This window comes from Marmoricola sp. URHA0025 HA25 (assembly GCF_054059435.1).
In genome coordinates this window covers 2,819,621-2,845,464 of record NZ_JBSSCD010000001.1, presented here as the reverse complement: position 1 = coordinate 2,845,464, position 25,844 = coordinate 2,819,621, and the positions used below count along the sequence as shown (strand labels likewise).

At 71.0% G+C, this 25,844-nt stretch carries 24 protein-coding genes and 1 pseudogene; 14 read left to right on the top strand and 11 right to left on the bottom strand.

Annotated features, from left to right (window positions below):
* Positions 1–82: 82 nt before the first annotated feature.
* Positions 83–2,278 carry a glycogen debranching protein GlgX gene (gene glgX, locus ACVW00_RS13970; protein WP_457111505.1) on the bottom strand — a complete coding sequence of 732 codons (2,196 nt, stop codon included), beginning with the start codon at positions 2,276–2,278 and terminating at the stop codon, positions 83–85.
* Positions 2,279–2,360: 82 nt separating this feature from the next.
* Here glgX and ACVW00_RS13965 point away from each other — a divergent pair, with 82 nt between their 5' ends.
* The 5 genes and pseudogenes from ACVW00_RS13965 to ACVW00_RS13945 all read left to right on the top strand — a co-directional run bounded on the left by ACVW00_RS13965 (position 2,361) and on the right by ACVW00_RS13945 (position 6,529).
* Positions 2,361–3,155 (top strand): enoyl-CoA hydratase/isomerase family protein, encoded by a 795-nt coding sequence (locus ACVW00_RS13965; protein ID WP_457111504.1) that lies wholly within the window; start codon positions 2,361–2,363, stop codon positions 3,153–3,155.
* A gap of 80 nt (positions 3,156–3,235) precedes the next feature.
* The gene (locus ACVW00_RS13960) at positions 3,236–3,613 is read left to right on the top strand and encodes a hypothetical protein (RefSeq protein ID WP_457111503.1); all 378 of its coding nucleotides are present in this window, start codon (positions 3,236–3,238) and stop codon (positions 3,611–3,613) included.
* A 167-nt stretch (positions 3,614–3,780) separates the two neighbouring features.
* Positions 3,781–4,569 (top strand): electron transfer flavoprotein subunit beta/FixA family protein, encoded by a 789-nt coding sequence (locus tag ACVW00_RS13955; protein WP_457111502.1) that lies wholly within the window; start codon positions 3,781–3,783, stop codon positions 4,567–4,569.
* A 14-nt stretch (positions 4,570–4,583) separates the two neighbouring features.
* Positions 4,584–5,538, top strand: a pseudogene (locus tag ACVW00_RS13950) (electron transfer flavoprotein subunit alpha/FixB family protein).
* Between the two features lie 124 nt (positions 5,539–5,662).
* The gene (locus ACVW00_RS13945) at positions 5,663–6,529 is read left to right on the top strand and encodes an endonuclease/exonuclease/phosphatase family protein (RefSeq protein ID WP_457111501.1); all 867 of its coding nucleotides are present in this window, start codon (positions 5,663–5,665) and stop codon (positions 6,527–6,529) included.
* A 4-nt stretch (positions 6,530–6,533) separates the two neighbouring features.
* Here ACVW00_RS13945 and ACVW00_RS13940 read toward each other — a convergent pair whose 3' ends face one another.
* A complete protein-coding gene (locus tag ACVW00_RS13940; protein ID WP_457111500.1) occupies positions 6,534–7,283 on the bottom strand; it encodes a hypothetical protein in 750 nt (249 codons plus the stop codon).
* Positions 7,284–7,353: 70 nt separating this feature from the next.
* On the opposite strand from ACVW00_RS13940, the gene ACVW00_RS13935 reads away from it, so the two are divergent.
* The 4 genes from ACVW00_RS13935 (at position 7,354) to ACVW00_RS13920 (ending at position 13,134) form a co-directional block, all read left to right on the top strand.
* Entirely contained in the window at positions 7,354–8,547 is a 1,194-nt protein-coding gene (locus ACVW00_RS13935) for a cysteine desulfurase family protein (RefSeq protein ID WP_457111499.1), read from the top strand.
* A 13-nt stretch (positions 8,548–8,560) separates the two neighbouring features.
* The gene (mnmA, locus tag ACVW00_RS13930; RefSeq protein WP_457111498.1) at positions 8,561–9,646 is read left to right on the top strand and encodes a tRNA 2-thiouridine(34) synthase MnmA; all 1,086 of its coding nucleotides are present in this window, start codon (positions 8,561–8,563) and stop codon (positions 9,644–9,646) included.
* A gap of 965 nt (positions 9,647–10,611) precedes the next feature.
* Positions 10,612–12,018, top strand: coding sequence for an HNH endonuclease signature motif containing protein (locus tag ACVW00_RS13925; protein ID WP_457111497.1), 1,407 nt, complete (start codon positions 10,612–10,614; stop codon positions 12,016–12,018).
* Between the two features lie 651 nt (positions 12,019–12,669).
* Positions 12,670–13,134 carry a hypothetical protein gene (locus ACVW00_RS13920; RefSeq protein WP_457111496.1) on the top strand — a complete coding sequence of 155 codons (465 nt, stop codon included), beginning with the start codon at positions 12,670–12,672 and terminating at the stop codon, positions 13,132–13,134.
* Between the two features lie 28 nt (positions 13,135–13,162).
* Here the strand turns inward: ACVW00_RS13920 and ACVW00_RS13915 are convergent, their stop codons facing one another.
* The 6 genes from ACVW00_RS13915 to sigK are packed head-to-tail and all read right to left on the bottom strand — an operon-like array spanning position 13,163 to position 18,847.
* Positions 13,163–13,423, bottom strand: coding sequence for a hypothetical protein (locus ACVW00_RS13915; RefSeq protein ID WP_457111495.1), 261 nt, complete (start codon positions 13,421–13,423; stop codon positions 13,163–13,165).
* Positions 13,420–14,187 (bottom strand): DUF1295 domain-containing protein, encoded by a 768-nt coding sequence (locus tag ACVW00_RS13910; protein WP_457111494.1) that lies wholly within the window; start codon positions 14,185–14,187, stop codon positions 13,420–13,422. The genes ACVW00_RS13915 and ACVW00_RS13910 overlap by 4 nt, the downstream gene beginning before the upstream one ends.
* Positions 14,184–15,482 carry a class I SAM-dependent methyltransferase gene (locus ACVW00_RS13905; RefSeq protein WP_457111493.1) on the bottom strand — a complete coding sequence of 433 codons (1,299 nt, stop codon included), beginning with the start codon at positions 15,480–15,482 and terminating at the stop codon, positions 14,184–14,186. Before ACVW00_RS13905 ends, ACVW00_RS13910 begins: the two co-directional genes overlap by 4 nt.
* Positions 15,479–17,503, bottom strand: coding sequence for an FAD-dependent oxidoreductase (locus ACVW00_RS13900; RefSeq protein WP_457111492.1), 2,025 nt, complete (start codon positions 17,501–17,503; stop codon positions 15,479–15,481). Before ACVW00_RS13900 ends, ACVW00_RS13905 begins: the two co-directional genes overlap by 4 nt.
* 7 nt (positions 17,504–17,510) lie before the next feature.
* Entirely contained in the window at positions 17,511–18,254 is a 744-nt protein-coding gene (locus ACVW00_RS13895; protein ID WP_457111491.1) for an anti-sigma factor, read from the bottom strand.
* Complete coding sequence (gene sigK, locus ACVW00_RS13890; protein WP_457111490.1) at positions 18,251–18,847, bottom strand: ECF RNA polymerase sigma factor SigK; 597 nt, start codon at positions 18,845–18,847, stop codon at positions 18,251–18,253. Before sigK ends, ACVW00_RS13895 begins: the two co-directional genes overlap by 4 nt.
* 210 nt (positions 18,848–19,057) lie before the next feature.
* Between sigK and ACVW00_RS13885 the strand changes: the two genes are divergently transcribed.
* The 5 genes from ACVW00_RS13885 to ACVW00_RS13865 all read left to right on the top strand — a co-directional run bounded on the left by ACVW00_RS13885 (position 19,058) and on the right by ACVW00_RS13865 (position 22,875).
* A complete protein-coding gene (locus ACVW00_RS13885) occupies positions 19,058–19,624 on the top strand; it encodes a DUF6529 family protein (RefSeq protein ID WP_457111489.1) in 567 nt (188 codons plus the stop codon).
* A 36-nt stretch (positions 19,625–19,660) separates the two neighbouring features.
* Positions 19,661–20,071: a cupredoxin domain-containing protein gene (locus tag ACVW00_RS13880; RefSeq protein ID WP_457111488.1), complete on the top strand. Its 411-nt coding sequence runs from the start codon at positions 19,661–19,663 to the stop codon at positions 20,069–20,071.
* Positions 20,072–20,123: 52 nt separating this feature from the next.
* Entirely contained in the window at positions 20,124–21,371 is a 1,248-nt protein-coding gene (locus ACVW00_RS13875) for a hypothetical protein (protein ID WP_457111487.1), read from the top strand.
* Between the two features lie 82 nt (positions 21,372–21,453).
* Positions 21,454–21,858, top strand: a complete 405-nt coding sequence (locus ACVW00_RS13870; RefSeq protein WP_457111486.1) for a hypothetical protein — start codon at positions 21,454–21,456, stop codon at positions 21,856–21,858.
* A 15-nt stretch (positions 21,859–21,873) separates the two neighbouring features.
* A complete protein-coding gene (locus ACVW00_RS13865) occupies positions 21,874–22,875 on the top strand; it encodes a methionine synthase (protein ID WP_457111485.1) in 1,002 nt (333 codons plus the stop codon).
* 16 nt (positions 22,876–22,891) lie between these two features.
* Here ACVW00_RS13865 and ACVW00_RS13860 read toward each other — a convergent pair whose 3' ends face one another.
* The 3 genes from ACVW00_RS13860 to ACVW00_RS13850 all read right to left on the bottom strand — a co-directional run bounded on the left by ACVW00_RS13860 (position 22,892) and on the right by ACVW00_RS13850 (position 25,795).
* Positions 22,892–24,502: an MFS transporter gene (locus ACVW00_RS13860; RefSeq protein WP_457111484.1), complete on the bottom strand. Its 1,611-nt coding sequence runs from the start codon at positions 24,500–24,502 to the stop codon at positions 22,892–22,894.
* Positions 24,499–25,167, bottom strand: a complete 669-nt coding sequence (locus ACVW00_RS13855) for a TetR/AcrR family transcriptional regulator (RefSeq protein WP_457111483.1) — start codon at positions 25,165–25,167, stop codon at positions 24,499–24,501. Before ACVW00_RS13855 ends, ACVW00_RS13860 begins: the two co-directional genes overlap by 4 nt.
* Positions 25,168–25,279: 112 nt before the next feature.
* Positions 25,280–25,795 (bottom strand): hypothetical protein, encoded by a 516-nt coding sequence (locus tag ACVW00_RS13850; protein ID WP_457111482.1) that lies wholly within the window; start codon positions 25,793–25,795, stop codon positions 25,280–25,282.
* Between the last annotated feature and the right edge of the window lie 49 nt (positions 25,796–25,844).

Here is a 25,844-nt window from a genome sequence, read left to right as displayed (position 1 = left end):
GGTACGCCGAGCGGGCACAAACGCTGCCCGCGGGTATGCCGAGCGGGCACAAACGCTGCCCGCCGTGCGCCGCCGCCACTTCTCAGTCCTCCTGGAGCACCACCAGCGACTGGGCCCGCAGGACGAAGGCCTCGCCGGCGCGCACCGACGTACCGGTGCCCGACATGAGCTCGGAGTCGGTCGAGAGCACGACGGATCCGGACTGGACCCACGAGTTCTCGAACAGCCGGACCTCGCAGTCGTCGGTCGACCCGTTCAGCCAGAGCAGGAAGGACGAGTCGCGCTGCTGCTCGCCGCGGGGGCCGGGGGAGCGCAGCGGGTCGCCGGAGACGAACATGCCGATCACCCGGAGCTGGTCGTCGTGCCAGTCCTCGGCGGTCATCTCCCGGCCCTCCGGATGGATCCAGGCCAGGTCCTTGGGGCCGCCCTTGATCGCCGGCCGGCCCTCGAACCAGTGCCGCTGGCGCAGCGCGGGGTGCTCCCGCCGGATCTTCAGCGCCGTGCGGGTGATGTCCCACATGCCCAGCCACGCATCGTCGGGCCGCCAGTCGACCCACGAGATCTCGTTGTCCTGGGCGTAGGGGTTGTTGTTGCCGTGCTGGGTGCGGCCGCGCTCGTCGCCGGCGGTGATCATGGGGACGCCGTTGGACAGGCACAGCGTGACCATGAGGTTGGCGGCGATGCGCTGCCGCCGGGCGGCGATCTCTGGATCCTTGGTCTCGCCCTCGGCGCCGCAGTTCTGGGAGCGGTTGTCCTCGGTGCCGTCCTTGTTGTCCTCGCCGTTGGCCTCGTTGTGCTTGTGCTCGTAGGAGACCAGGTCGCGCAGCGTGAACCCGTCGTGCGCGGTGATGAAGTTCACCGAGGCGTACGGCGACCTGCCGTCGTCGGCGTACAGGTCCGACGAGCCCGCCAGCCTCGTCGCAACCGTGCGGATGCCGTCGGACTGGCCGCGCCAGAAGTCGCGCATGGTGTCGCGGAACTGGTCGTTCCACTCGACCCACGGCGGCGGGTACTCGCCGACCCGGTAGCCGTCACCCGAGGCGTCCCACGGCTCGGCGATCAGCTTCGCGTGCCGCAGCACCGGGTCCTGCCCGATCGTGGTGAGCAGGTGGCCGGACATGTCCACGGAGTACCCCGACCGGGTCAGCGCGGAGAGGAGATCGAACCGGAAGCCGTCGACGTGCATCTCGGTCGCCCAGTAGCGCAGTGAGTCCAGGATCAGCCGCAGCGCCTGGGGGTTGCCGGCATTGACGGTGTTGCCGCAGCCGGTGACGTCCCAGTAGGTGTCGTCGAAGCGGGCGTGCGCGGGGATGTCCTGCTCCTCGTCGTCGGGGTCGACCGCGACGCGCTTGTAGAAGCCGCGGTCGTCGAGACCGCGGAACGACAGCGTCGGACCCAGCGCACCCGCCTCGGCCGTGTGGTTGTAGACCACGTCGAGGATCACCTCGATGCCCGCCTCGTGGAAGGTCTTCACCATCTGCTTGAACTCGGTGACCTGCTCGCCGCGGTCACCTGACGACGAATAGGCGCCGTGCGGTGCGAAGAACCCCAGCGAGTTGTAGCCCCAGTAGTTGACCAGACCGTCCTGCGCCAGCCGGGGCTCGGAGAAGAACTGGTGGATCGGCAGCAGCTCGACCGCCGTGACGCCGAGCTCCTTGAGGTAGTCGATCACCACCGGGGTCGCGAGCCCGGCGTACGTGCCGCGCAGCTCCTCGGGGATCTCCTGGTGCAGCTTGGTGTAGCCCTTCACGTGGAGCTCGTAGATCACGGTGTCGCGCCAGCGGCGTCGCACCGGCGGGTCGCCGTCGGGTCCCCAGTCGAACGCGTCGTGGACCACCACGCTGCGCGGCATCGACGCCGCCGAGTCGCTCGTGCTCTGCCGCTCCGGGTCGTCGAAGTCGTAGCCGTAGATCGCCGGCACGGGGTCGAGCTCGCCGCTGACAGCACGGGCGTAGGGGTCGAGCAGCAGCTTGTGCGGGTTGAACCGCAGTCCCTGGGAGGGCTGCCAGGGGCCGAAGGCGCGCAGCCCGTAACGGGTGCCGACGGGAAGCCCGGGCACGGCGCCGTGCCACGTGCCGAGCGTGTGCTCGGTCAGCTGGTACGACGTCTCCCGGTCGTCCTCGTCGAACACGCTGACCCACATCGCGGTCGCCTCGGGGGAGTACACCGCGAAGTTCGTCGCCTCCTCCGACCATGTCGCTCCGAGCGGCCAGGACTGGCCCGGCCACACCGGGGCGTGCTCCTCACGGCTGTGCCATTCCCAGGTCTCCAGTGCCACCGGGAGATCATTGCAGCCGGGCGGGCACCGTCCGGCGATAGGTTGTGCCGGTCACATCGGTCCGCCGCGGAGGTCTGCACGCATGGGTGAGGTTGCCACCACCGAGTTCGTCCGTCTCGAGGTCGCCGACGGCGTCGGGACGCTCCGGCTGGACAGGCCGAAGATGAACGCGCTCAACGAGCAGCTCCAGGAGGAGATCCGCGCCCTGGCCGGCGAGGCGAGCCTGCGCGACGACGTGAAGGCCGTGGTCGTGTGGGGAGGTGAGCGCGTGTTCGCCGCCGGGGCGGACATCAAGGAGATGGCCGACATGTCCTACACCGACATGGTCAAGCGCTCCACCGGCCTGACCTCCGCGTTCACCGCGGTCGCGCGGATCCCGAAGCCCGTCGTGGCGGCCGTCAACGGCTACGCGCTGGGAGGTGGGTGCGAGCTGTCGCTGTGCGCCGACTACCGGATCGCGGCCGACAACGCCGTGTTCGGCCAGCCCGAGGTGCTGCTCGGGATCATCCCGGGCGCCGGCGGCACCCAGCGGCTGAGCAGGCTCGTCGGACCCAGCCGGGCCAAGGACATCATCTTCAGCGGCCGGTTCGTCGACGCCGACGAGGCGCTGCGGATCGGGCTGGCCGACCGCGTCGTACCGGCCGAGCAGGTGTACGCCGAGGCCGTCGCGTGGGCCCAGCAGTTCACGCACGCCGCGTCGTACGCCGTGCGCGCGGCGAAGGAGGCCATCGACCGAGGCCTGGAGGTCGACCTCGAGACCGGCCTCGAGATCGAGCGCCAGCAGTTCGCCGCGCTGTTCGCGACCGAGGACCGCACGACCGGGATGCGCTCATTTGTCGAGAACGGTCCCGGGAAGGCAGAGTTCGAGGGACGCTGACCCCCGGTACGCCTAACGTCCTGAATGCCCGGTCGTTGACCAGCGAGACGCAACCAGCGGAGATCATCAGAGGAGCCCCGGTGGCGAAAGTTGTGAAGTCGGACCAGCCGTTCCCGGAGCGTGCCAAGACCCGGCGCGCGGAGAAGGACCAGCTGCGCGAGACGATGGCGCGGATCCTGCGGGTCGTGTTCCTGCTGTTCTCGGTGGTGCTCGCCCTTGGTGCGTTCCTGGTGGCGGCGCGCGACAACGTCAGCCAGGACAACGAGCTGGTCAAGTTCGTGCTGAACTTCGCCGACGTGATCGACGGGCCGTTCAGCCGCAAGAACGGCATCTTCGAGTTCCACGGCACCAACGCCGCCACCAAGGACGCCGTGGTCAACTGGGGCATCGCCGCGATCGTCTACCTCGCGATCGGTCGCTACCTGCAGCGGCTGCTCGCGCCACGCTCCACCCTCTGAGCGTTGTGACCGACCCCACCCGGGACGGTGTTTCTGGTCGGTCGACTCGCTAGTAACCTGATCGAACCTGATCCCGGGGCTGAGCCTGCGACGCCCCGCACAGGAAACCAACTCTGACCAGGAGGGGCCCTCGCGGGCCGTCATCTGCCATGAACATTGTCGTCTGTGTGAAGTACGTACCCGACGCGACCGCCGAGCAGAAGTTCGAGGCGGACAACACCGTGGACCGCGTCGCCGTCCCCGGGCTGCTCTCCGAGCTCGACGAGTACGCCGTCGAGCAGTCCCTGCAGCTGCGCGAGAAGAACGCTGAGCCGGACTCCGTCACCGTGACGGCGCTCACGGTCGGCCCCGAGCAGGCCGCGGACGCGATCCGCAAGGCACTCCAGATGGGCGCCGACAAGGGGGTGCACGTGGTCGACGACGCGGTCGCCGGCTCCGATGCTCCCGCGACCTCGAAGGTGCTGGCTGCGGCGATCCAGAAGCTCGGCGAGAGCGGGGAGAAGGTCGACGTCGTGGTCTGCGGCATGGCGTCCACCGACGGCTCCATGTCCGTCGTACCCGCGATGCTGGCCGAGCGGCTCGACCTGCCGCAGGTGACCCTGGGCTCGGTCGTGGAGAGCCAGGGCGACCAGTTCCGGATCAAGCGTGACGGCGACACCGCGACCGAGGTCATCGGCGCGACCGCACCGCTGGTGCTGTCCGTGACCGACCAGTCGGGCGAGGCGCGCTACCCCTCCTTCAAGGGCATCATGGCCGCGAAGAAGAAGCCGCTGGACACCTGGTCGCTCGGCGACCTGGGCGTCGACGCCGGCGAGGTCGGCCTCGCGGCCGCGTGGACCGCGGTCGAGGCGACCGAGGCCCGCCCGCCGCGCACTGCCGGCGAGATCGTCACCGACGAGGACGGCTCGGGCGCCACTGCGCTGGTCGAGTTCCTCGCCTCCAAGAAGTTCATCTGAGAGGTCGTAGAGACATGAGCGAGATTCTGGTGCTGGTCGACCACGCCGAAGGCGCGGTCAAGAAGCCGACCCTGGAGCTGCTGACCATCGCGAAGCGGCTCGGCGAGCCGTCCGCGGTGTTCATCGGCGCGGCCGACAAGGCCGACGGCGTGGTCGACGCGGTCAAGAAGTACGGCGCCGAGAAGGTCTACGTCGTCGACGACACCGAGACCAAGGGCTACCTGGTCGCGCCGAAGGCAGAGGTGCTCCAGCAGATCGCTGCGCAGGCCAACCCCGACGCGATCCTGATCACCTCCTCGGGCGAGGGCAAGGAGATCGCCGGTCGCCTGGCGATCAAGCTCGAGTCGGGCCTGATCACCGACGCGATCGACGTGCAGCCCCGGCCCGGTGACGACGCAGAGCGTCTTCGCGGGCAACTACACCGTCCAGGCGAAGGTCACCAAGGGCACGCCGATCATCACGGTGAAGCCGAACGCCGCGGCTCCGGAGGAGTCCGCCGGCGCCGCCTCGGTCGAGAAGTTCTCCGCGACGATCTCCGACTCTGCGAAGAAGGCGCAGATCGTCGCCTCCCAGCCGCGTGAGGCCAGCGGCCGTCCCGAGCTCACCGAGGCCGCCATCGTGGTCTCCGGTGGTCGCGGCACCGGCGGCAACTTCGAGCCGGTCGAGGCGTTCGCCGACTCGCTCGGTGCGGCCGTCGGGGCCTCCCGCGCGGCCGTCGACTCCGGCTGGAAGCCGCACGCCTTCCAGGTCGGGCAGACCGGCAAGACGGTCTCGCCGCAGCTGTACGTCGCGGCCGGCATCTCCGGCGCGATCCAGCACCGCGCGGGCATGCAGACCTCGAAGACGATCATCGCGGTCAACAAGGACGAAGAGGCGCCGATCTTCGAGCTGGTCGACTTCGGTGTGGTCGGCGACCTGCACACAGTGCTCCCGGCGGCCACCGCCGAGGTCACCAAGCGCAAGGGCTGACCTGCCGACCTGGCTGCGACGAACGGCCAGGGTCGCCGTCGCGCTCGTCGCAACGGCGACCCTGGCCGTCTCCCTGCTGCTGACCGGCTGCCGTCTGTTCACGCCGCCTGCACGGCCGCTGGTGGTGGCGACCGCGTTCGTGCCGCTCGCGCTGACCGGGTACGCGATCGCTGCGACGGCGTGGTTCGCGCTGCGCCGGTCGCTCCGTGGCCGGATGCGCACCGGTGCCACCGTGACGACGTTGGTGTCACTGGCTGGTGTGCTGGTGCACGCGGCGCTGCTCGTGCCGGCGTACGCCGGACAGCACGCGTCCGGCCGACCCGACGTCACGGTGATGACGTCGAACCTGCGACTGGGCCAGGCCGACGCCGCGGACGTCGTACGGATCGCCCGCGAGAGCGGAGCCGGCGTCGTGGTGCTGGAGGAGGTCACCGAGGACGAGTACCTCGCGCTGGCCGGCCTCCGCCAGGAGCTGCCCTACGTGGCCGGCTTGCCGGAGCCCGGCGCGTTCGGCACCGTGGTGCTCTCCCGCTACCCGCTGCAGGACGTGGCCGCGGTGCCGCTGTCCAAGGGTGCCTGGGGGATGAGGGTCGCGGCGCCGAGGCCCTTCACCCTCCTCGGACTGCACACGTCGCAGCCGATGGGCTGGCCCGACAAGTGGCGAGCCGACTTCCGGCTGATCACCGAGGTCGTCCGCAATGCCGCGGGCCCGCTGGTGGTCGCCGGCGACTTCAACGCGACGCTCGACCACGGGCCGATTCGCCGGCTGCTGGGGCTCGGCCTTGCGGACGCCGCGCGCCAGGCCAACTCGGGCTGGCAGCCGACCTGGCCCGGCGCCGAGGATGCCGCCGGAGCGCTGCCCTTCGGGGTCTCGGTGCTCACGCTCGACCACGTGCTGGTCAGCCGTCAGCTCTCGGCCATCTCCACGAAGACCTTCCGGGTGGGCGGCTCCGACCACCGTGCGCTGGTGGCGCGGCTGGCGCTGCGCTGAGTGCTCAGGCCCCCGGTGCGGTCCCTGGAAGCGTCTTCAGCGAGGACTGGACCTGGTCTGCGAGCCGGCCGGACTCCGATGCCGATGACGACGAGACGGTGATGAGGACCGTCGCGGACGAGGTGTGCACGGCCAGCGCGACGCCGCGAATCGTGACCCCGGCCTTGGAGGTGAGCACGTAGGGGATCCGGGTGACCTCACCGGCATCGGTGGTGGCGTGGCCCAGCTCTCCGGGCTTGGCCCCGATGGTCGCGAGCTGCAGCTTGAGCTGGTCGTCGTTGACGTCACCCTCCTGGCCGACGGTGTTCACGTTGGAGAGGAACCCGTGGACCGCGCCCGCGTCACTGACGGAAAACGTCTGCACCAGCGTCGAGAACGACTGCAGCAGCTGTTGCTGGGTGACGCCGAGGCGCTCGGCCATCTCCGCGAGGAATGCGTTCTTGACGCCCCCGTTGAGCACCTTCTTCGCGTCCAGCGTGATCCAGCCCTTCGGGAGCTCGAAGGAGACGCCGAACTTCCTGATCTTCACGACCTGGACGTCCGCACTGGCGGTGGGGTCCTCGCTGGGGTCGTCTGTGGCGTCGTCCGTCGGATCGTCCGTGAAGGTGACCGTCGGTGACGGCACGGCGACGGTGGGCGCCGAGGTGGTGGCGCCGGCCGTTGGGTCGCCGGAAGCCCCGCATCCCGCAAGGGTCAGCACTGCGAGACACGCAAGAGCCGGGGCGCGCCACGAGGCCCGAGAGACCGAGTTCATGGCCGGAGTGTAGGTGCCGGGGTGGGCGTGCGCGGGCCGATTGACCGGTACGCCGTACGCTTGACCAGCGATGACCGTGTATCTCGACCATGCGGCGACGACGCCGATCCTCCCCGAGGCGGCGGCGGCCATGACCGCCCAGCTCGGGAACGTCGGCAACCCCAACTCGCTGCACGCGTCCGGGCGTGCCGCGCGCCGTGTCGTCGAGGAGTCCCGGGAGACCCTCGCGCGCGTGCTCGGGTGCCGGCCGGGCGAGGTCGTGTTCACCTCGGGGGGCACCGAGGCCGACAACCTGGCGGTCAAGGGCCTGTTCTGGCAGCGCACGGCCGAGGACGCCCGCCGCACCCGGATCATCAGCACCGCGGTCGAGCACCACGCGGTCCTCGACCCGCTGCACTGGCTCGCCGACGAGGAGGGCGCGGAGGTCGTGCTCACCCCGGTCGACGCGCTCGGCAGGATCGACCTCGACGCGTTCCGCGCCTCCGTGGAGGCCGACCCGGAGAGCGTCGCGCTCGTCTCGGTGATGTGGGCCAACAACGAGGTCGGCACCGTCCAGCCGATCGCCGACGTGGTGGCCATCGCCCATGCGCACGGCATCCCGGTGCACACCGACGCCGTCCAGGCCGTCGGTCAGATCCCGGTCGACTTCGCCGCCTCCGGGGTGGACGCCATGTCGCTCACGGGCCACAAGCTCGGCGGCCCGTACGGCGTCGGCGCGCTGCTGCTGCGTCGTGAGGTCGAGCTGACCGCGTTGATGCACGGAGGCGGGCAGGAGCGCGACGTCCGGTCCGGGACCATCGACGCACCGGCGATCGCCGGCTTCGCGACCGCCTGCGAGCTCGCGGTCAAGCACCAGGCGGACCTGGCGGTGCGCCTCGCGGAGCTGCGTGACCGGCTGGTGAGGAAGGTGCTGGAGGTGGTGCCCGAGGCGTCGTACAACGGCGACCCGGTGTCGCTGGTCGACCACCGGCTCCCCGGCAACGCGCACCTGACCTTCCCCGGCTGTGAGGGCGACTCGTTGCTCATGCTGCTCGACGCGCGCGGCATCGAGTGCTCGACCGGGTCGGCCTGCAACGCCGGCGTACCCCAGCCCTCGCACGTGCTCCTCGCGATGGGCTGCTCCGACGAGCAGGCACGCGCCTCGCTGCGGTTCTCCTTCGGCCACACGTCGACGGAGGCCGACATGCACGCCCTCGTCGACGCCATCGGGCCGGTCGTCGAGCGGGCCCGCGCCGCCGGACTCAGCTCGAGGTCGCTGGGTTGAGGAGCAGGGCCTGATGCGCGTCCTGGCGGCGATGTCGGGCGGCGTGGACTCGGCCGTCGCGGCCGCGCGCGCCGCTGAGGCCGGGCACGACGTCACCGGCATCCACCTCGCGCTCTCGCGCAACCCGAAGTCCTACCGCACCGGCGCCCGCGGCTGCTGCACCATCGAGGACGCCAACGACGCCCGGCGGGCGGCCGACGTCATCGGCATCCCGTTCTACGTGTGGGACCTGAGCGACCAGTTCCACGAAGCCGTCGTGGAGGACTTCCTCTCCGAGTACGCCGGCGGCCGCACGCCGAACCCCTGCCTGCGCTGCAACGAGAAGATCAAGTTCGCGGCCGTCCTCGACCGGGCGCTCGCGCTCGGCTTCGATGCCGTCGTCACCGGTCACTACGCGCAGCTGCGGACGGCTCCCGGCGGCACCGTCGAGATGCACCGGGCGGTCGACGCCGGCAAGGACCAGTCCTACGTGCTCGGCGTACTCACCCAGGAGCAGCTGGCCCACTCGCTCTTCCCGCTCGGGGACTCGCCCAAGTCGCTCGTGCGCGAGGAGGCCGCGAGCCGCGGGCTCCAGGTCGCCGCCAAGCCGGACAGCCATGACATCTGCTTCATCAGTGACGGTGACACCGGTGGCTGGCTCGCGGAGAAGCTCTCCGACGTGAACCGCGGCGGCGCGATCGTCGACTCGGCCTCGGGTGAGGTGCTCGGGTCGCACGAGGGCTCGTGGCGCTACACCGTCGGTCAGCGCAAGGGCCTGCGCATCGGCACACCGGCCGACGACGGTCGCCCGCGCTACGTCCTCGACATCGAACCGGTCTCCGGCACGGTCACCGTCGGCCCGCGCGAGGCCCTGACCGTCGATGGCCTCGAGTGCATCCGGCCGCTCTGGTGCGCCGGCGCACCCTCCGCGCCGCTCGAGTGCACCGTGCAGCTCCGCGCCCACGGCGACGAGCACGGTGCCGTCGTGGTCCCGTCAGCCACCGGCTTCTCGGTCACGCTGCGCGACCCCGCCTCTGGCATCGCCCCGGGTCAGGCCTGCGTCATCTACGAAGGCACCCGGGTGGTCGGCTCCGGGACGATCGCGCAGACAGTCCGGTAGCTGTTGGCAGCGCCTCTGCGGGTGGTCGAGCAGCGAGACCTCGGGGTCTGTGGGTGGCGGGGTTATTGGCGGCGACCATGGCGTATGCCGCTGGGCAGGGTTGGGCGCTCGGGTGCGGTCCCCAACCGACAGGTGGTCGAGCAGCGAGCGTGCGAGCGATCAGTCGAGACCCGGTGAGGTCCGGTGGGACCCGACCACTGGTGGTCGAGCAGCGAGCTTGCGAGCGATCAGTCGAGACCCGGTGACCTTGGGCTGGGAACTGAACCACTGGTGGTCGAGCAGCGAGCCTGCGAGCGGCCAGTCGAGACCCGGTGAGGTCGGGCAGGGACCCGACCCCGGGTGGTCGAGCAGCGAGCCTGCGAGCGACCAAACGAGACCCGGTGACCTTGGGCAGGGAACCGAACCCCTGGTGGTCGAGCAGCGAGCCTGCGAGCGGCCAGTCGAGACCCGGTGAGGTCGGGCAGGGACCGGACCACTGGTGGTCGAGCAGCGAGCCTGCGAGCGATCAGTCGAGACCCGGTGACCTTGGGCTGGGACCGGACCCACTGGTGGTCGAGCAGCGAGCTCGCGAGCGGCCAGTCGAGACCTGGTGACCTTGGGCAGGGACCGGACCCACTGGTGGTCGAGCAGCGAGCTTGCGAGCGGCCAGTCGAGACCTCGAGTCCGTGGGTGGTTGGGTTCTTGGCAGCGACGACGCAGTACGCCGCGGGGCTGGGCTGGGCGATCGGGTGCGGTTCGGCTGCTCGGGTGGTTGAGGAGGTCGCGCAGCGACCGTCTCGAAACCCGGTGAGCTTGACGGAGACCCGACCACCGGTGGTCGAGCAGCGAGCCTGCGAGCGACCAGACGAGACCCGGTGACATCAGCAGAGAGCCGAACGAAGATTCTTCGAGAAAGTTCTCCGATTCCCATCCCGGTAAGGCGAAACCGGGCCGGTTCTGTCGGTGGTCACCCCTAGATTCATCACATGGACTCGGGCACCACCACTCTGGACGCAGCCGCTGTGCTGGGTGCTGCCCGAGCGTTCCGCACCCAGGCCAACACTGCCGAGGCCGGGGTGTTGGCCGCCGCGTTGGAGTGGGCCCACCTCCATGTTGTCGACGACCTGGATATGGCGGCGACCTGGGTGGTCGCCGAGGGCCGCGACACCGGGATCCCGATCGGCGGGGAAGGGTGCCCACTGGTTAGCGAGTTCGCGGTCGGGGAGTTCGCCACCGCCCTGGGTCTAACCGACCGGTCCGGACGCGACCTGATCGCCTGTGCCCTCGAGCTGGCCCACCGGTTGCCGAAGACCTGGTTCCGGGTCCAGGAAGGCACCCTGGTGGCCTGGCGGGCCAAGCGGATCGCCGAAGCCACCCTGCACCTGACCCACGAAGCCGCCCAGTTCGTCGATGCCCAGCTGGCGCCGTTCGCGCACAAGACCGGACCGGCCCAGACCCAACGGTTGGTCGACCAGGCCATCGCCCGGTTCATGCCCGAGTTCGCCGCCGAAGAACGTGCCCGGGCTGCCGACCAGCGGTACTTCAGCATCGAGCACGACCAAGTCTCCTTCGCCGGCACCTCCCGGGTCCACGGCGAGCTGGACCTCGCCGACGCCCTGGACCTCGCCGACGCCGTCACCGCTGGTGCCCAACAGCTCGCCGACCTCGGCTCCACCGAACCCCTGGACGCCCGAAGGGCAGCCGCGGTCGGGATGATCGCCCGCGGCGAACACACGCTGCCTCTCCAGGCCACCGGGGTTTCGACAGGCTCAACCACCGGGACAGGCACCCTGGGCTCCGAGGAAGCCCGGTCCGAGACCGGGCGGGTGCTGCGTCGGGGCCGGTCCGGTGGGCGGCGGCGTGAGGTGGTGTTGTTCGTGCACCTCTCCGCCGACGCCCTGGCCACCGGTGACCCGAATACCCCGGTGCTGCTGGACAACGCCGGCGGACAGGTCCTCACCGCCGGGCAGGTCGCCGAGTGGTGCAGGCGCCCCGAGACGTCCCGGATCGTCGTCAAACCCGTCATCGACCTCAACCAGCACCTCGAAACCGATGCCTACCGGGTGCCTGACCGGATCGCCGAACAGGTCGAGCTGCGCGACCGCACCTGTGTGTTCCCGTGGTGCCAACGATCCGCCCGGTCCTGCGACAAGGACCACCTCATCGCCTACGACCCCGACGGACCACCGGGCCAAACCAGCACCGAGAACCTCGCCCCGTTGTGCCGAGGCCACCACCGGATGAAGACCCACGGCAACTGGACCTACACCATGGTCGAACCAGGCTCCTACCTGTGGCGATCCCCCTACGGATACACCTACCTGCGCGACACCACCGGCACCCAAGACCTCACCCCACCACTCGTCGACCCACCACCACGACGAACCAGCTGACCCACACCCCGCCGGGACCCGGCGGGGCCACCAGCATGCCCGGGGTCACCAGGTCTCGACTGATCGCTCGCACGCTCGCTGCTCGACCACCCTCGGGCTGTGTCCCGCTGTCGGGTCAGCAGGTCTCGGCCGCCCTTGGGCTGGCTTCCTGCCCCGGGTCACCGGGTCTCGACTGATCGCTCGCAGGCTCGCTGCTCGACCACCCGTCGGTTACGTCTCGGCAACCCTTGGGTTGGCTCCCTGTCCCGGGTCGCCAGGTCTCGACTGATCGCTCGCAGGCTCGCTGCTCGACCACCCTCGGGCTGTGTCCCGCTGTCGGGTCAGCAGGTCTCGGCCGCCCTTGGGCTGGCTTCCTGCCCCGGGTCGCCAGGTCTCGACTGATCGCTCGCAGGCTCGCTGCTCGACCACCCTCGGGCTGTGTCCCGCTGTCGGGTCAGCAGGTCTCGGCCGCCCTTGGGCTGGCTCCCTGCCCCGGGTCACCAGGTGTCGACTGATCGCTCGCAGGCTCGCTGCTCGACCACCGGCCGGTTACTCGCGACGACCTTGGCTGGGCTCCGTGCCTCGGGTCTCGATCACGTTCGGTGCGGGTCCTTGCCGCGTTGGGAACGAGATCGGCCTGACAGACGTCCCAGAGTCATGCAGGCTCGAAGCATGACCGCTGGCGTCGGCTCCAGGCGCGCAGTCGGGGTGCTCCTCCTCCTGCTCGTCGTCGCGGGGTGCGGCAGCAGCCCGGTGAGGTCTGGTCCGTCGGGCTCGGGAGCCTCCTGTGCGGGGCCGTGGATCGACGACCAGCCCGCTGACAACAGGCGGGACGGGCCGGCGCCGACGGTCGCGGCAGGCGACGTCATCAGGATCTACGGGCACTGGTACACCAGCACGTGCAACGACACCGGGAGCAACGCCCCGCTCGAGCCACTGGACCCCGTCCATCTGGTGGCGACGCTGCCTGATGGCACGATCGTCGACCTCGGTCGGTTCGAGCCCGCAGGGCCCGACCTGGGCTTTTCTGCCGACCTCCGAGTGCCGGCCGGCACCTCGCCGGGTCCGGCGAAGGTCGTCGACGACCGTGAGGAGCCGGCGGCCTTCGACTTCGTGATTGGCAAGAACGCCGGGTGAGGACGGCCCCCGGAAGCCAGGAACCGGGTCAGCGGCCGGCCTGGCACATCCCGATCGCGTAGTCCCGATCGGCGCGGGGGATCGTGCGGGAGTCGATCAGTGCGTCGACCCGGCCGACGCAGTCGCCCGTCGTCGGAGCGGAGATCGAGGGACGGGGACGCGCGCCTTCGGTGTGCGCCGGACCTGACCGGTCGTCGGAGGAACACCCGGCGCCGAACGCCACGACGAGACCGCCGGCGACCAGCCAGGCGGCGGCCCGCCGACCGACGTGCCGGCGCGTGACGCTCACGCCGCGCGCCTGGGTGGCAGCGGCACGAACATCGAGGTGCGGGCGGCGTACGCCGGGTAGCCGGGCCTCTTCATCATCGTCTCCTCGAGCAGTCTCGCGCCGGTCGCGTAGACGAGGAAGTACGTCATCGCCAGCGGTGCGGGCACGGTGAGCACCCCCGGCCACGCCGAGGCGGAGATCGTCCAGAGTCCCCACCACACGCAGGCGTCGCCGAAGTAGTTGGGGTGGCGCGTGAAGCGCCACAGGCCGCGGTCCATCACCGGACCACGACCCGGATCCTTCTTGTACGCCGCCAGCTGGGCGTCGCCGACCGCCTCGAAGAAGACACCGACGACCCACAGGGCGACGCCGAGACCGACCACCGCGCCGATCCCGCCGCCGGCGACCGCCGAGACCTGCACGGGCAGGGACACGAACCAGATCGCCGCGCCCTGCGGGATCCAGACGCGCACCACGGGGCCACCGCGCTTCGAGCCGAGCAGCTCGGTGTAGCGCGGGTCCTCGCCGTGGCCGGTGTTCCGCCGCCAGATGTGCCAGGACAACCGGAATCCCCACACCGTCACGAGGGCGACGAAGAGCCAGCGACGCAGTGGGTCTCCGTCACCGAGCACGGCAGACACCAACGCGACGGCGGCCAGCGCGATCCCCCAGGTGACGTCCACGACCGACACGCGGCCGGCGCGACGGGCGGCGTACGCGGTGAGCAGCATGGCGACCAGACAGACGGCCGCGGCCGCCGCGCTCACCAGCAGGAAATCGGTCACCGGCTCTCCCGCCCGAGCGTCAGCTGCTGCACGTCGAGGTAGCCCGACGCGAACCCGGCGCGCGAGTACGCCAGGTAGAAGTGCCACAGTCGCACGAAGGTCTCGTCGAAGCCGAGCCCGAGCACCTCTCCACGCGCGCCGAGGAACCGCTGCTCCCACTGACGCAGGGTCTCGGCGTAGTGACCACCGAACGCCGTGCGCCCGGTCAGCCGGAGCGAGGTGTGTGCGCGAGCCACCTCGTCGATCGCCGTCACCGAGGGGAGGAAGCCGCCCGGGAAGATGTACTTGTTGATCCAGGTCCACGTGTTGCGGGTGGCGAGCATCTGCTCGTGCGGCATCGTGATCGCCTGGATCGCGACCGTGCCGGCGGGCGCGAGAAGCCGGTCGAGCGTCTGGAAGTACGTCGCCCAGTACTCGTGCCCGACCGCCTCGACCATCTCCACGGAGACGACCGCGTCGTAGGTCCCCTGCACCTCGCGGTAGTCGAGCAGGTCCACGGTGACCCGGTCGGACGCGCCGGCAGCGGCGATCCGCTCACGGGCCAGCGCCTGCTGCTCACGCGACAGCGTCACCGAGCGGACCGTGGCGCCACGGCGGGCAGCCCGGATCGCCAGCTCGCCCCAACCGGTGCCGATCTCCAGGACCTCGGTGCCGGTGCCGACCGCGGCCGCGTCGAGGATCCGCTCGATCTTGCGCGCCTGGGCCGCTTCCAGGTCGCCACCGGCAGAGGGCGGAAGCAGGCGGACGTGGTCGACCTCGGTGACCTCGTCGCTGTCGAACATCGCCGCCGAGTAGCTCAGGGTCGGGTCGAGGAAGGTGGCGAAGAGATCGTTGGAGAGGTCGTAGTGGTGCGCGATGTTCGCCCGGCTGTTGCGCTTGGTGTTGCGCTGCGACCTCGGCGGCCGAGCGACGTACGCCGCCCGCATCCGGCGCATCCAGAGCGGCATCAGCTCGGTGATCTGCGTGCAGAGCACCGTCAGCGTGCCCGCGAGATCCGGCGCGTCCCAGGCGCCCGACATGTAGGACTCGCCGAAGCCGATCAGCCCCTGGTTGCCGATCCGGGTGAAGAACTCCTCCGGCCGGTGGATCACCAGGTCCGCGGGACGTCCGGCGGCCGGAGCTCCGTCGTAGGAGACGGTGATGCCGAGCCGGTGCGTCGCCTGCACGAAGACCTGGCGCGCCACCGCGGCTGCCACCCGGGCCTTGGGTCCGCGGGGACGGGACGCCAGCGCGGGCCAGCGCTCGACGTCAGGAGACGTCGGCTGCAGAGCCGGGGCAGTGGAGATCGTGGTCATCGGACATCTTCCTGGTGATGGGTCGGTCGGGGTCGGACCGGAAGGCGACGCGCCCACAGCCAGGCGCCGTGGGCGCGGATCAGGAGCGCGCCGCGCAGTGCGGCGGGCGCGGTACGCAGCGGATGGACGTCAGCCGCCCGGCCCGTCACGGAGGCGTCGAAGACCGCGCCGTCCGCGGTGACGAGCCTGACAGCGATCTGCAGCCGGTCGGTCGGGACGGGCAAGACGAGCTCGTAGTGGCCGTCGACGCCGTGGAACGGGGACACGTACATCTGCTTGGGCACGAGGGCGTGCCCGGCGGCGTCGGGATGCACCAGGTAGGCGTGCCGGTCACCGTAGGTGTTGTGCACCTCGACCACCGTCGCCGCGAGGCTCCCCGAGGCGTCGAAGCACCAGAACACGCTGATCGGGTTGAAGCTGTAGCCCAGGGCCCGTGCGTTGGCGGCCATCAGGATCCGGCCGCCGCCGACCCGGATCCCCTCGGTGGCGAGGAAGGTCTCGACGTTCTCCCGGATGCTCCGGGTGGGGTCGCCGAGGTGGTCGCGTGCCTCGAACGAGCCGAGCAGGGGTGCCAGCCGCCCCGCATCGGGAATCCGGTCGAGGTCGATCAGCCAGAGATGGGTCGTGTGCCGGAACCGGTGCTTGACCGGGGATCGACGGGCGTGGCTCACCGTGCTGCGGTAGATCCTCGGCGCGCTGACAGCCCCCGCCGGCTCGGTCCACGTGAAGCCGAGCGTCTCCGCGGCGGCAGCACCGGACCGGGCGCCGTCCTCGTGGAACCCCCAGCCGTGCCAGGCTCCCGCGAACGCCAGCCTGTCGGTGTCCATCTCGGCGAGCCGGCGCTGGGCCGCGACCGACCCGGGCGTGTAGACCGGGTGCTCGTAGTGCCGCGTCGACACGACGGTCGAAGGGTCGACCAGGTCGGGCGCGCCGAGCGTGACCAGGTAGCGGGTGCCGTCGACCCCGTTGCCGGAAGCGCAGGGCAGCCCCATCAGCCGGGTGAGGTCGTAGGTGACCGTCACGCCCGGGTGGTCCGGGCGCTCCAGGTGGTTCCACGACGCCCGCGCCCGGGGGCTGCGCGGCAACAGCGAGGTGTCCGTGTGCAGCTGGGCGACGTTGGAGGAGTACGGCATCGAGGAGAGCAGCTCGGCCTGGAGGGGCGTCGGCTCCGCGAGCATGGCGAGCGCCTGTCCGGGGTGGGCGGCGACCACCACCGCGTCGAACGTGCGGACGACGCCGTTGCCGTCGGTCACCTCGACCCCGTCCCGGGTCTCCAGCACCGACGTCACCTTGGTGCCGAGCAGCACGGTCGCTCCGCGCCGCAGCAGCGCCGCGGCCACCTTGTCGACGTACTGCCGTGAGCCGCCGGTGACCGTGCGCCACTTCGGAGAGCCGAAGATCGCGAGCATGCCGTGGTGCTGGAGGAACTCGAAGAGGTAGCGCGCCGGGTACTCCAGAGCCAGCTCCGGGTCGCAGGACCAGACCGCGGCCACGAGCGGCGCCATGAAGTGCCGCCGGAAGTACGCCGAGAAGCTGCCCTCCTCGAGGAAGGCCGCGAGCGTGCGCTCGTCCGCCGACCCGTCCTCGAGGAGCCGACGTGCCAGGCGGTGGAACCGTGGCACCTCCAGCAGCATCCGCAGGTACGCCGGTCGCGCGACGTTGCGCCACGAAGGGAACACCCCCGCGATCCCCTTCGCCCCGGCGTACTCCAGCCCCGACCCGTGGTGCGCGGCGTCCGAGCGCACCGACATCGACATGTCCGAGGCCTGCGTCCGCACGCCCAGCTCGCGGAAGAGCCGGATCAGTGTCGGGTAGGTGCGCTCGTTGTGCACGATGAAGCCGGTGTCGATCGCGAGCGTGCCGCCCGGAGTCTGCACCAGGTGCGTGTCCGCGTGGCCGCCGAGCCGGTCGTCGGCCTCGAAGAGGGTGACCTCCGCGGAGGCCGCGATCACGTGGGCGGCGGTCAGCCCTGCCACGCCGCTGCCGATGACCCCGACGCGGCGGATGGAAGTGGTGCCCATGGCGGACCTAGGTCGCCCGCTCGAAGTCGAACAGCGCGACCGGCGCCGTCGTCGGGGCAGGTGAGCCGCCCTTCGGCTCGACGGTGATCCCGGCAGCGGTCGCGCTGGATGCGTCGCCCCGCAGCACGACGGTCGCGCTGCCACCGTCCATCAGTCCGGCCGGCACCATCACGCCGCCCGGCGTCTGCAGCCACAGCTCGTAGACCCGGTCGGCCGGCGCCCGGGGCATGTCGCGGGCGATCAGCACCGCCTTGCCCTGGGACACCGAGCGCACCACGCTCGCCCTGCCACCGCCCTCCAGGGTGAGGTCGACCCGCTTCGCATCGGTTGCCCGCAGCACCCGGTCGGCGGCGGTCAAGGACCCCTGGTCCGAGCTCGTGGTCTGGTGCCACACCACCGTGCCGACACCGGCGACGCCGACGAGCGCAGCGGCCGCAGCCAGCGCGGTGAGCCGGCGGCGTACCGGGAGCGTGCGCACCCTGGCGGGTGCCGGCTGCTCGAGCTCGGGCGGGAGCGGCCGGACGTTCTTGATCCCGGCGAGCACCTGGTCGCGCAGCGCCGCGGGGGGATCGGTCGACACAGACTCCGCCAGCGACGCGGTCGCCTCGCGAAGGCCGGCCACCTCCGCCTGACAGGTGGCGCAGGCCGCGAGGTGCGCCTCGAACAGTGCCTTCTCCTCGTCGTCGAGCGCGTGCACGGCGTACGCGCCGGACAGGGCGTGGATCTCGTGTGCGTTCCCGGAGGAGCTCATTGCCCGACTCCCATCGCGTCGCGCAGCCGGATGAGTCCATCGCGGATGCGGGTCTTGGCGGTGCCGACCGGGAGGTCGAGCATCGTGGCCACCTCGGTGTGCGTGTAGCCACCGAAGTAGGCGAGCTCCAGCGCCTCGCGCTGGACCGTGGTCAGCTGCGTGAGCGCGGTGCGCACCCGTCGCGCCTCGATCGAGCCCTCCGCGGCCTCGGCCGTGGTGTCGTGCGGCACGTCGTGGCTGCCCTGGTGGTACGTCGTGTCCTGGCGTGACGCGGCCTCCGCGGCACGCACCCGGTCCACCGCCCGCCGGTGGGCCAGCGTCATCAGCCAGGCCAGGGCGCTTCCCTTCGCCTCGTCGTACCGGGAGGCGGTGCGCCACGCCTGGAGGTAGACCTCCTGGGTGACCTCCTCCGCCTGGGCAGGGTCACGGACGACCCGGAGCACGAGGCCGTGCACCCGGCGCGACGTGAGGTCGTAGAGCTGGGCGAAGCAGGCCTCGTCGCCCAGCGCGCACCGGCGCAGCAGGACGGCCAGGGACGTGCCGGTGTCCTCCGGGAGACTCTCGCCCGACGGAACGGGGCTCAGGTGGGACACGGGGCCATCCTCGTCTCCTCGGGGTGTGACGGCGGCGGATCCGGGGTCGTGGATCCGTCTCAGGTGGTGATTCGGCGCCGTCCCGTGCACGGATTGGCCCGGACCCAGGGTTTCTTCGTGGCCGTACGCGCTCCCGGACAGGGCCGAACCATCCGGGCGAGCGTGTGCGCCGAACAACGGTCATCCCCACTCCAGGAACGCGGTGACCCCATGGCCCATGTCCGTGCCGACGCACCACCTCGCCGGGACAGCGCCCGGCTCGTCCTCGGCGTCCTGTTCGCCGGCACCGCGGTCGCCGTGACTCTCGGCGCGCTCGGGTCGACGGTCGGCCAGCCGCGCAGCCTGTCGACCTTCGGGTTCAGCTCGATGCAGACGTTCAAGGCCTGGCTGGCGACGCTGGTGCTGGTGCTCGTGCTGCTCCAGGTGACGACCGCGCTGTGGATCTACGGCCGCCTGCCGGGGCTGGGATCGGCTCCCCGTGCGGTCCACCCGATCCACCGGGCCAGCGGCGTCGCAGCGATCGTCCTCACGCTGCCGATCGCGTGGTACTGCCTCTACGCCTTCGGCTTCGACACCTCGACGACGCGCACCACCGCCCACTCGGTGCTCGGCTGCCTGTTCTACGGCGTCTTCGTCGCGAAGATGGCTGCCCTGCGGGTCCGGAGGATCCCGCCGATCGTCGTGCCGATCCTCGGCGGCCTTCTCTTCGCGGTGTTCGTCGCCACGTGGTGGCTGAGTGCGTTGTGGTGGTTCAACGCGGTCGGCTGGACGCGCTAGTCCAATCCGTCGGTGGTGCAGCTCCGAACGAGGTGCATGAACATCACCCACCGCCGTATCGCCACTCTCGCCGGTACGTCGCTCGCCGTCGTGGCGCTGGTCGGCTGCGGCTCGTCGAGCACGCCGGACAGCGGCCCGGCCCCGTCCCACGACAAGGCCACGACGGTGGTCACCAAGCTGCTCAGCTTCGGACCGGAGAAGCTGACGGTGAAGGCAGGCACCACGGTGACGTGGTCGGCGAGCGACTCGATCGGACACACCGTCACGACGGGCACCTTCACCGCCGGCTCCAACGGGCTCCGGACCGCCGAGCACCCCGACGGCCTCATCGACATGCCCCTGCGAGGCGGCAAGGACGTCTCGTTCACCTTCGACAAGCCGGGGAGGTACGTCTACTACTGCTTGATCCACAAGGGCATGTCCGGCGAGATCGACGTGACGCCGTAACCCCTCCCTCTCAGAGCCCGATCCCTTCCTCCGACCCGCAAGGAGAACACCCGTGCTTCCCTCTTCGAACAAGACCAGGCTCGCCGCCGCAGCGGTGGCCACCCTCATGACCGTCTCCCTCGCCGCCTGCGGCTCGTCCAGCGACGGCTCGGCCCCGGCCGCGTCGTCGCAGTCGAGCACGGCCGCGCTGAGCGGTGCGGCCGCGACGGCGACTCCGGCCGCCGAGCTGCGCGCCGGCCTCACCCACCTGCTGACCCAGCACGTCTACCTCGCCGGCATCGCGCTGAAGACCGCGGTCGACAAGGGTGGCAACCTGAAGGATCCCGGCGTCACCGCCGCCGTGACGGCGCTGGACGACAACTCGGTGGCGCTGTCGAAGGCAGTAGGAGCCGCGTACCCCGACGCCGAGAAGCCCTTCCTCGAATCGTGGCGTCAGCACATCGGGTTCTTCGTCGACTACACGCTGGGCAAGGCCACGAAGAACCAGGCCATGGTCGACAAGGCCACGTCGGACCTCGACGGCTACCGGACCTCGTTCGGTGAGCTGATCCACTCGGTGGTTCCCGAGCTGCCGGCGGACGCCGTGGCCAAGGAGCTGGTCCCGCACGTGGCGAGCCTCGAGGCGTACATCGACTCGCTCGTCGCCGGTGACGGGCACGCCTTCGCCAGGCTGGTGACGGCTGCCGACCACATGCCGATGACTGCCGACACGCTCGCGGGCGGGATCGCCAGGAACGCCAAGCTCTCCGGCGACCCGGACTCACCGGCGTCCGGCCTGCGCTCGGGCCTCACGTACCTGCTCGACTCCCACGTCGACCTCGCCGGCATCGCGCTGGCCCAGGCGGTCAGCAAGGGCGGCAACCTCGAAGACCCCTCGGTGAAGGCCGCGGTGGCCGCACTGGACGGCAACTCGGTGGCACTGTCGAAGGCCGTCGGCTCGGCGTACCCCGACGCGGAGCAGCCGTTCCTGGAGTCGTGGCGCCAGCACATCGGCTTCTTCGTCAGCTACACGCTGGGCAAGGCCACCAAGGACCAGGCCATGGCCGACAAGGCCACCTCGGACCTCGACGGCTACCGCACCTCGTTCGGCGAGCTGATCCACTCGGTGGTGCCCCAGCTCCCGTCCGCCGCGGTCGCCAAGGAGCTGGTCCCGCACGTGCAGACCGTGCTGACGACGATCGACTCCCTGGTCGCCGGCGACGGCATGGTGTTCATGGACCTCTCGATGGCCGCCGACCACATGCCGATGACGGCCAAGACGCTAGCCGGTGGCATCGCGGACAACAAGAAGCTCGGCTGAACCAGCCGATCGCCTCGGTCCTGCCCCGGCGCCCGCCGGGGCAGGACCGACCCCGCAACGACAAGGAAGTCAGGTGGACGGCGTGTCCGCAACGATCCCTACCTCGCGTGACCAGCACGCGTCCTCCCGATGGCTGCTGGTGGGCGCGGTCACCGCAGCCGCTGCCGCACACATCCCGGTGATCGGCCCGCACCTCGAGGAGGCGCCGTACATGGGCGTCCTGTTCGTCCTCCTGACCGGCGCCTGCCTCGCGATCGGCGCGACCGTCGCCGTGGCAGATGCCACCTGGGCCTACCGGGCGGCGCTGCCGGTGTGTGGGGCGGCCGTCGTCGGGTACGCCGCAACGCGCCTGGTGGCGTTCCCGCAGCTCGCCGACGACGTGGGGAACTGGTTCGAGCCGCTGGGCGTGGTCTCCGTCGTGACCGAGTCCGCGGTCGTCCTCCTGGCGGCGCTGGTCCTACGCGGCCGGAGCGCCGGGCGCCACTGAGGCTAGGGTCCGGTTGTGACCGGCGACAGCAGCACCCGACGAGCGGTCGCGACCGGCGTGGGCTCGCTGCCCGGTGACAACATCCACGAAGCCGTGCGGATCGTGCTCGGCGAGGTGCCCGAGCTGCCCCACCTCCCGGAGCTGCCCGACCGCGGCGTGATCGCCGCGATGACCGGCCGCGCCCTCGCGCTCGTCGCCGACCTCGGCTTCGACCTGCAGCCGGCCGGGTGGCGGCTGACCGACGCACCGGGGGTCGACCATCGCCGCGCCCGCTCGTTGATCGGGGAGGACCTGGACGCGCTCGAGGAGCACACCCAGGGTCATGCGGGCGAGGTCAAGGTGCAGGTGGCCGGCCCGTGGACGCTCGCCGCGACCGTCGAACGTCCTCGTGGCGACCGCGTGCTCGCCGACCACGGCGCCCGCCGCGAGCTGGCGCAGGCGCTCGCCGAGGGTGTCCGCGTGCACGTCGCCGACGTGCGCCGGCGGTTGCCGGCTGCGTCGGTCGTCGTCCAGGTCGACGAGCCCGCGCTCCCCGCCGTGCTGGCGGCCCGGGTGCCGACGGCGTCCGGCTTCGGCCGGCACCGGTCGGTCGGCCCGCCGGCGGCGTCGGAGGCCCTGGAGTGGCTGTTCGGCGCGATCGAGGAGTCGGGCGCGACCCCCGTCGCCCACTGCTGCGCGGCCGACGTGCCGATCGCCCTGCTGCGGGGCGCCGGCGCGCGAGGCATCTCCGTCGACCTCGACGTCCTGGGTGCCGCGGCGTACGACGAGCTGGGTGCCGCCCTCGAGGGCGGCGACCGGGTGTTCCTCGGTGTGGTGCCGTCGACCGACCCGGCCCGCACGCCCACCGACAAGCAGGTGGTCGAGCGGGTGCAGCGGTTGCTCGACATGCTCGGCTTCGACCTCGAGGAGGTCGTGGACCGCCTCGTCCTCACCCCGGCCTGCGGCTTGGCCGGCGCGACGCCGTCGTACGCGCGAGAGGCGCTGGCCCTGGTCAGGGCCAGCGCCTCTCGGCTCTAGCGGATCGCTCGGCGGCTCAGACCACGACACCTTCGGGCAGCTCGTCGGTGGCCATCTCCTCGTGCTTCACGTCGAGGAAGATCCACACGATCAGGCTGGCCGCCCAGATCATGAAGGCACCGGTGAGGAACGCGTTCGTGCCGCCCGCGGTGAACGCGGCCTGCTTGCCGACGACCGCGGCGACCGCGGGGTCGTGGCCCGCGCTCCCGAGGGCGCCCATGAGCGAGGCGACCTTGTCGTTGATCGTGGACACCGCCACGGTCGACAGCGTCGCCAGGCCCAGCGCGCCACCGACCTGCTGCATCGTGTTCAGCACGCCCGAGCCGACACCGGAGTCGCGGTGGTCGACGCGGTGCACCGCGGCCAGGGTCATCGGCACGAACGTGAGGCCCATGCCAGTGGCCATCAGCACGATGAACGGGAACAGGTCGGTCCAGTAGTTCACCGAGGTGCCGAGGTGGCCGCCGTTGGCCGCCGCGCTCAGGATCGCCGAGGGCGAGTCGTTGATGCTCAGCCGCGAGAACATCAGCAGGGCGACGCCCGCCAGGGCGGTCCCGGTGCCGGCCACCCAGCGCGGGTTGACCTTGCTCGAGAGGTTCGACGCGATGCCCGCGCCGGCGACGATCCCGAAGCTGAACGGCAGGAACGCGAAGCCGGTGTGGAGCGGGCTGTAGCCCATCACGTTCTGCACGAACTGCGAGAGGAAGTAGAACATCGAGAACATCGCGGCGGGCACGATCATCATCGACACGAAGGCTGTCGCGCGGGTCTTGTTCGTCAGGATCCGCAGCGGCAGGAGCGGGTGCTCCACGCGACGCTCGATCACGATGAACAGCGCCAGCAGCGCGAGGCCGGCCGCCATGAAGCCGATCGTCAGGCCGTCGCCCCAGCCGTAGCGCTGGTCACCGGCGCGCGAGATGCCGTAGACCAGCGAGACCAGGCCCAGGGTGCCGCTGACGGCGCCGGGCAGGTCCAGCTCACCGGGGTGCGTCTCGGACTCGGCCAGCACCTTCGGTGCCGCCCACGCGGCCACCAGGCCGATCGGCACGTTGATCAGGAAGGTCAGGCGCCAGCCACTGATGTCGGTGCCGATGAGGTGCGGGTGCAGGCCGGTGAGCCAGCCACCGAGCACGAGGCCCACGGCCGCACCGACGCCCGACATCGCGGCGTACACGGAGAACGCGCGGTTGCGCGCCTGCCCGGCCGGGAAGTTGGTGGCGATCAGGGCGAGCGCGGTCGGTGCCGCGAGCGCGGCACCGAGGCCCTGCAGGCCACGGGAGGCCAGCAGCATCAGCTCGTTCTGGGCGAGTCCGCCGAGGCCGGAGGCGACCGCGAAGAGGGTGACGCCGACCATGAAGATCAGCCGGCGACCGTAGAGGTCACCGAGACGACCACCGAGGAGCAGCAGGCCACCGAAGGCCAGCGCGTAGCCGGTGACGACCCACTGCAGGTTGGCCTGCGAGACGTCGAGGTCGTGCTGGATGAAGGGGAGCGCGATGTTGGCGATGGTGCTGTCCAGCACCACCATCAGCTGGGCCACGCAGATGAGCACAAGCGCCCAGCCGAGGTGTTTGTGGCTGCCGGGAGCCTCGGTGGAGTCTCCGACAGCTGTTGCGGTGTCTGTCATGTCGTCGTCCTTGTCTTGTGCTGCTTCAACTTGTGGTTGCCATGGGTGCTGCCCGGTCCGGGCACGCCGCACGAGGGATGTCGTACGGCGGGGAGGATCACGTGGTCGACGACGCGCTCGATGGTCGCGTCGTCGACGGAGCCGCCGAGGATGAAGGCGCGGTGCATCAGGATCCCGGCGAGGGCCGGAGCGATGATGTCGACGTCGATGTCCTCGGCGATCTCGCCGCGGGCCTGGGCCCGGGCGTAGATCGCGTTGCCGAGCTCGAGCTTCGGTGCGATGAACTTCTCGCGGAACTCCTCGGCGAAGTCCGGATCGGTGCTGACCGCGGTGATCATCGCGCCCATGACGCCGGTGGCGGCGCCACTGAGCCCTTCGTGGCCGCAGAACGTGGCCAGCAGGTCGCCGCGGAGGCTGCCGGTGTCGTGCTCGACCGGGTGCGGGGCCTCCTTGGCGCGGACCAGCGCCTCGACCACGAGGCTCGCCTTGGTCTCCCAGCGCCGGTACAGCGTCGCCTTGCTGGCGCGAGCGCGCTTGGCCACGGCGTCCATCGTGAGCCGGTCGTAGCCGACCTCCATGAGGAGCTCGACAGTGGCGTCGAGGATCTCGTCCTCGCGCTCGCCCTCGACGCGCGGGCGGTGCGCCTGCGCGATCTTCTTCATCATCACCGGGCCTCCACCACCCTCCTGAGCTTCGATGAAACGAAACCGTTTCGTTCCATCAACAGAGTAGGGGGCAGTGCCATTCCCGCCAAACGAATAATTCTTGGGCGCCGGCTCAGCCGGCCGGAGGCGTCGGCTCCGGGGTCGGAGCCGGGGCAGTCGGGCTCGCGCTCGGGTCGGTGCTCGGAGCCGGCGCCGGGAGCGTGGTGTCCGGCGTGGTGGCGCTCGGCTCGGCGCTGGGGGGCGCGGTCGGCGTGCTCGACGGGGTCGGCGTCGGCGTCGGGGTCGTCCTGGTCCGGTGCCGGGCCGGCTCCGAGGAGCCCGTGCCGCCGACCGAGCCGAGCGTGGTGCCGGACGCGTGCGAGCCGCCGAGGAGGGTCGCGATCGGCTGACCGAGGATCGACTCGACTCCAGTCAGGGCGCCGAACGTCAGTGCCATCACCGCGACCGCCGCGACAGCGAGACCGAGGCGTGGGCGCCGCTTGCCATCCGCAGGCGGTTCGGGCGCATTCGGGTCCGCCACGGGCGCGATCGCAGCGGACCGGCCCCACTGCGTCACGGTGGTCTGCACGACCTCACGGGTTCGCTGCAGGGACCGCGAGTACATCGCGGTCGCCACGGTCGCGATCACGCTGGCGACGGCCGCACCGATGATCGTGCCGGCGACGCCCAGGTACGAC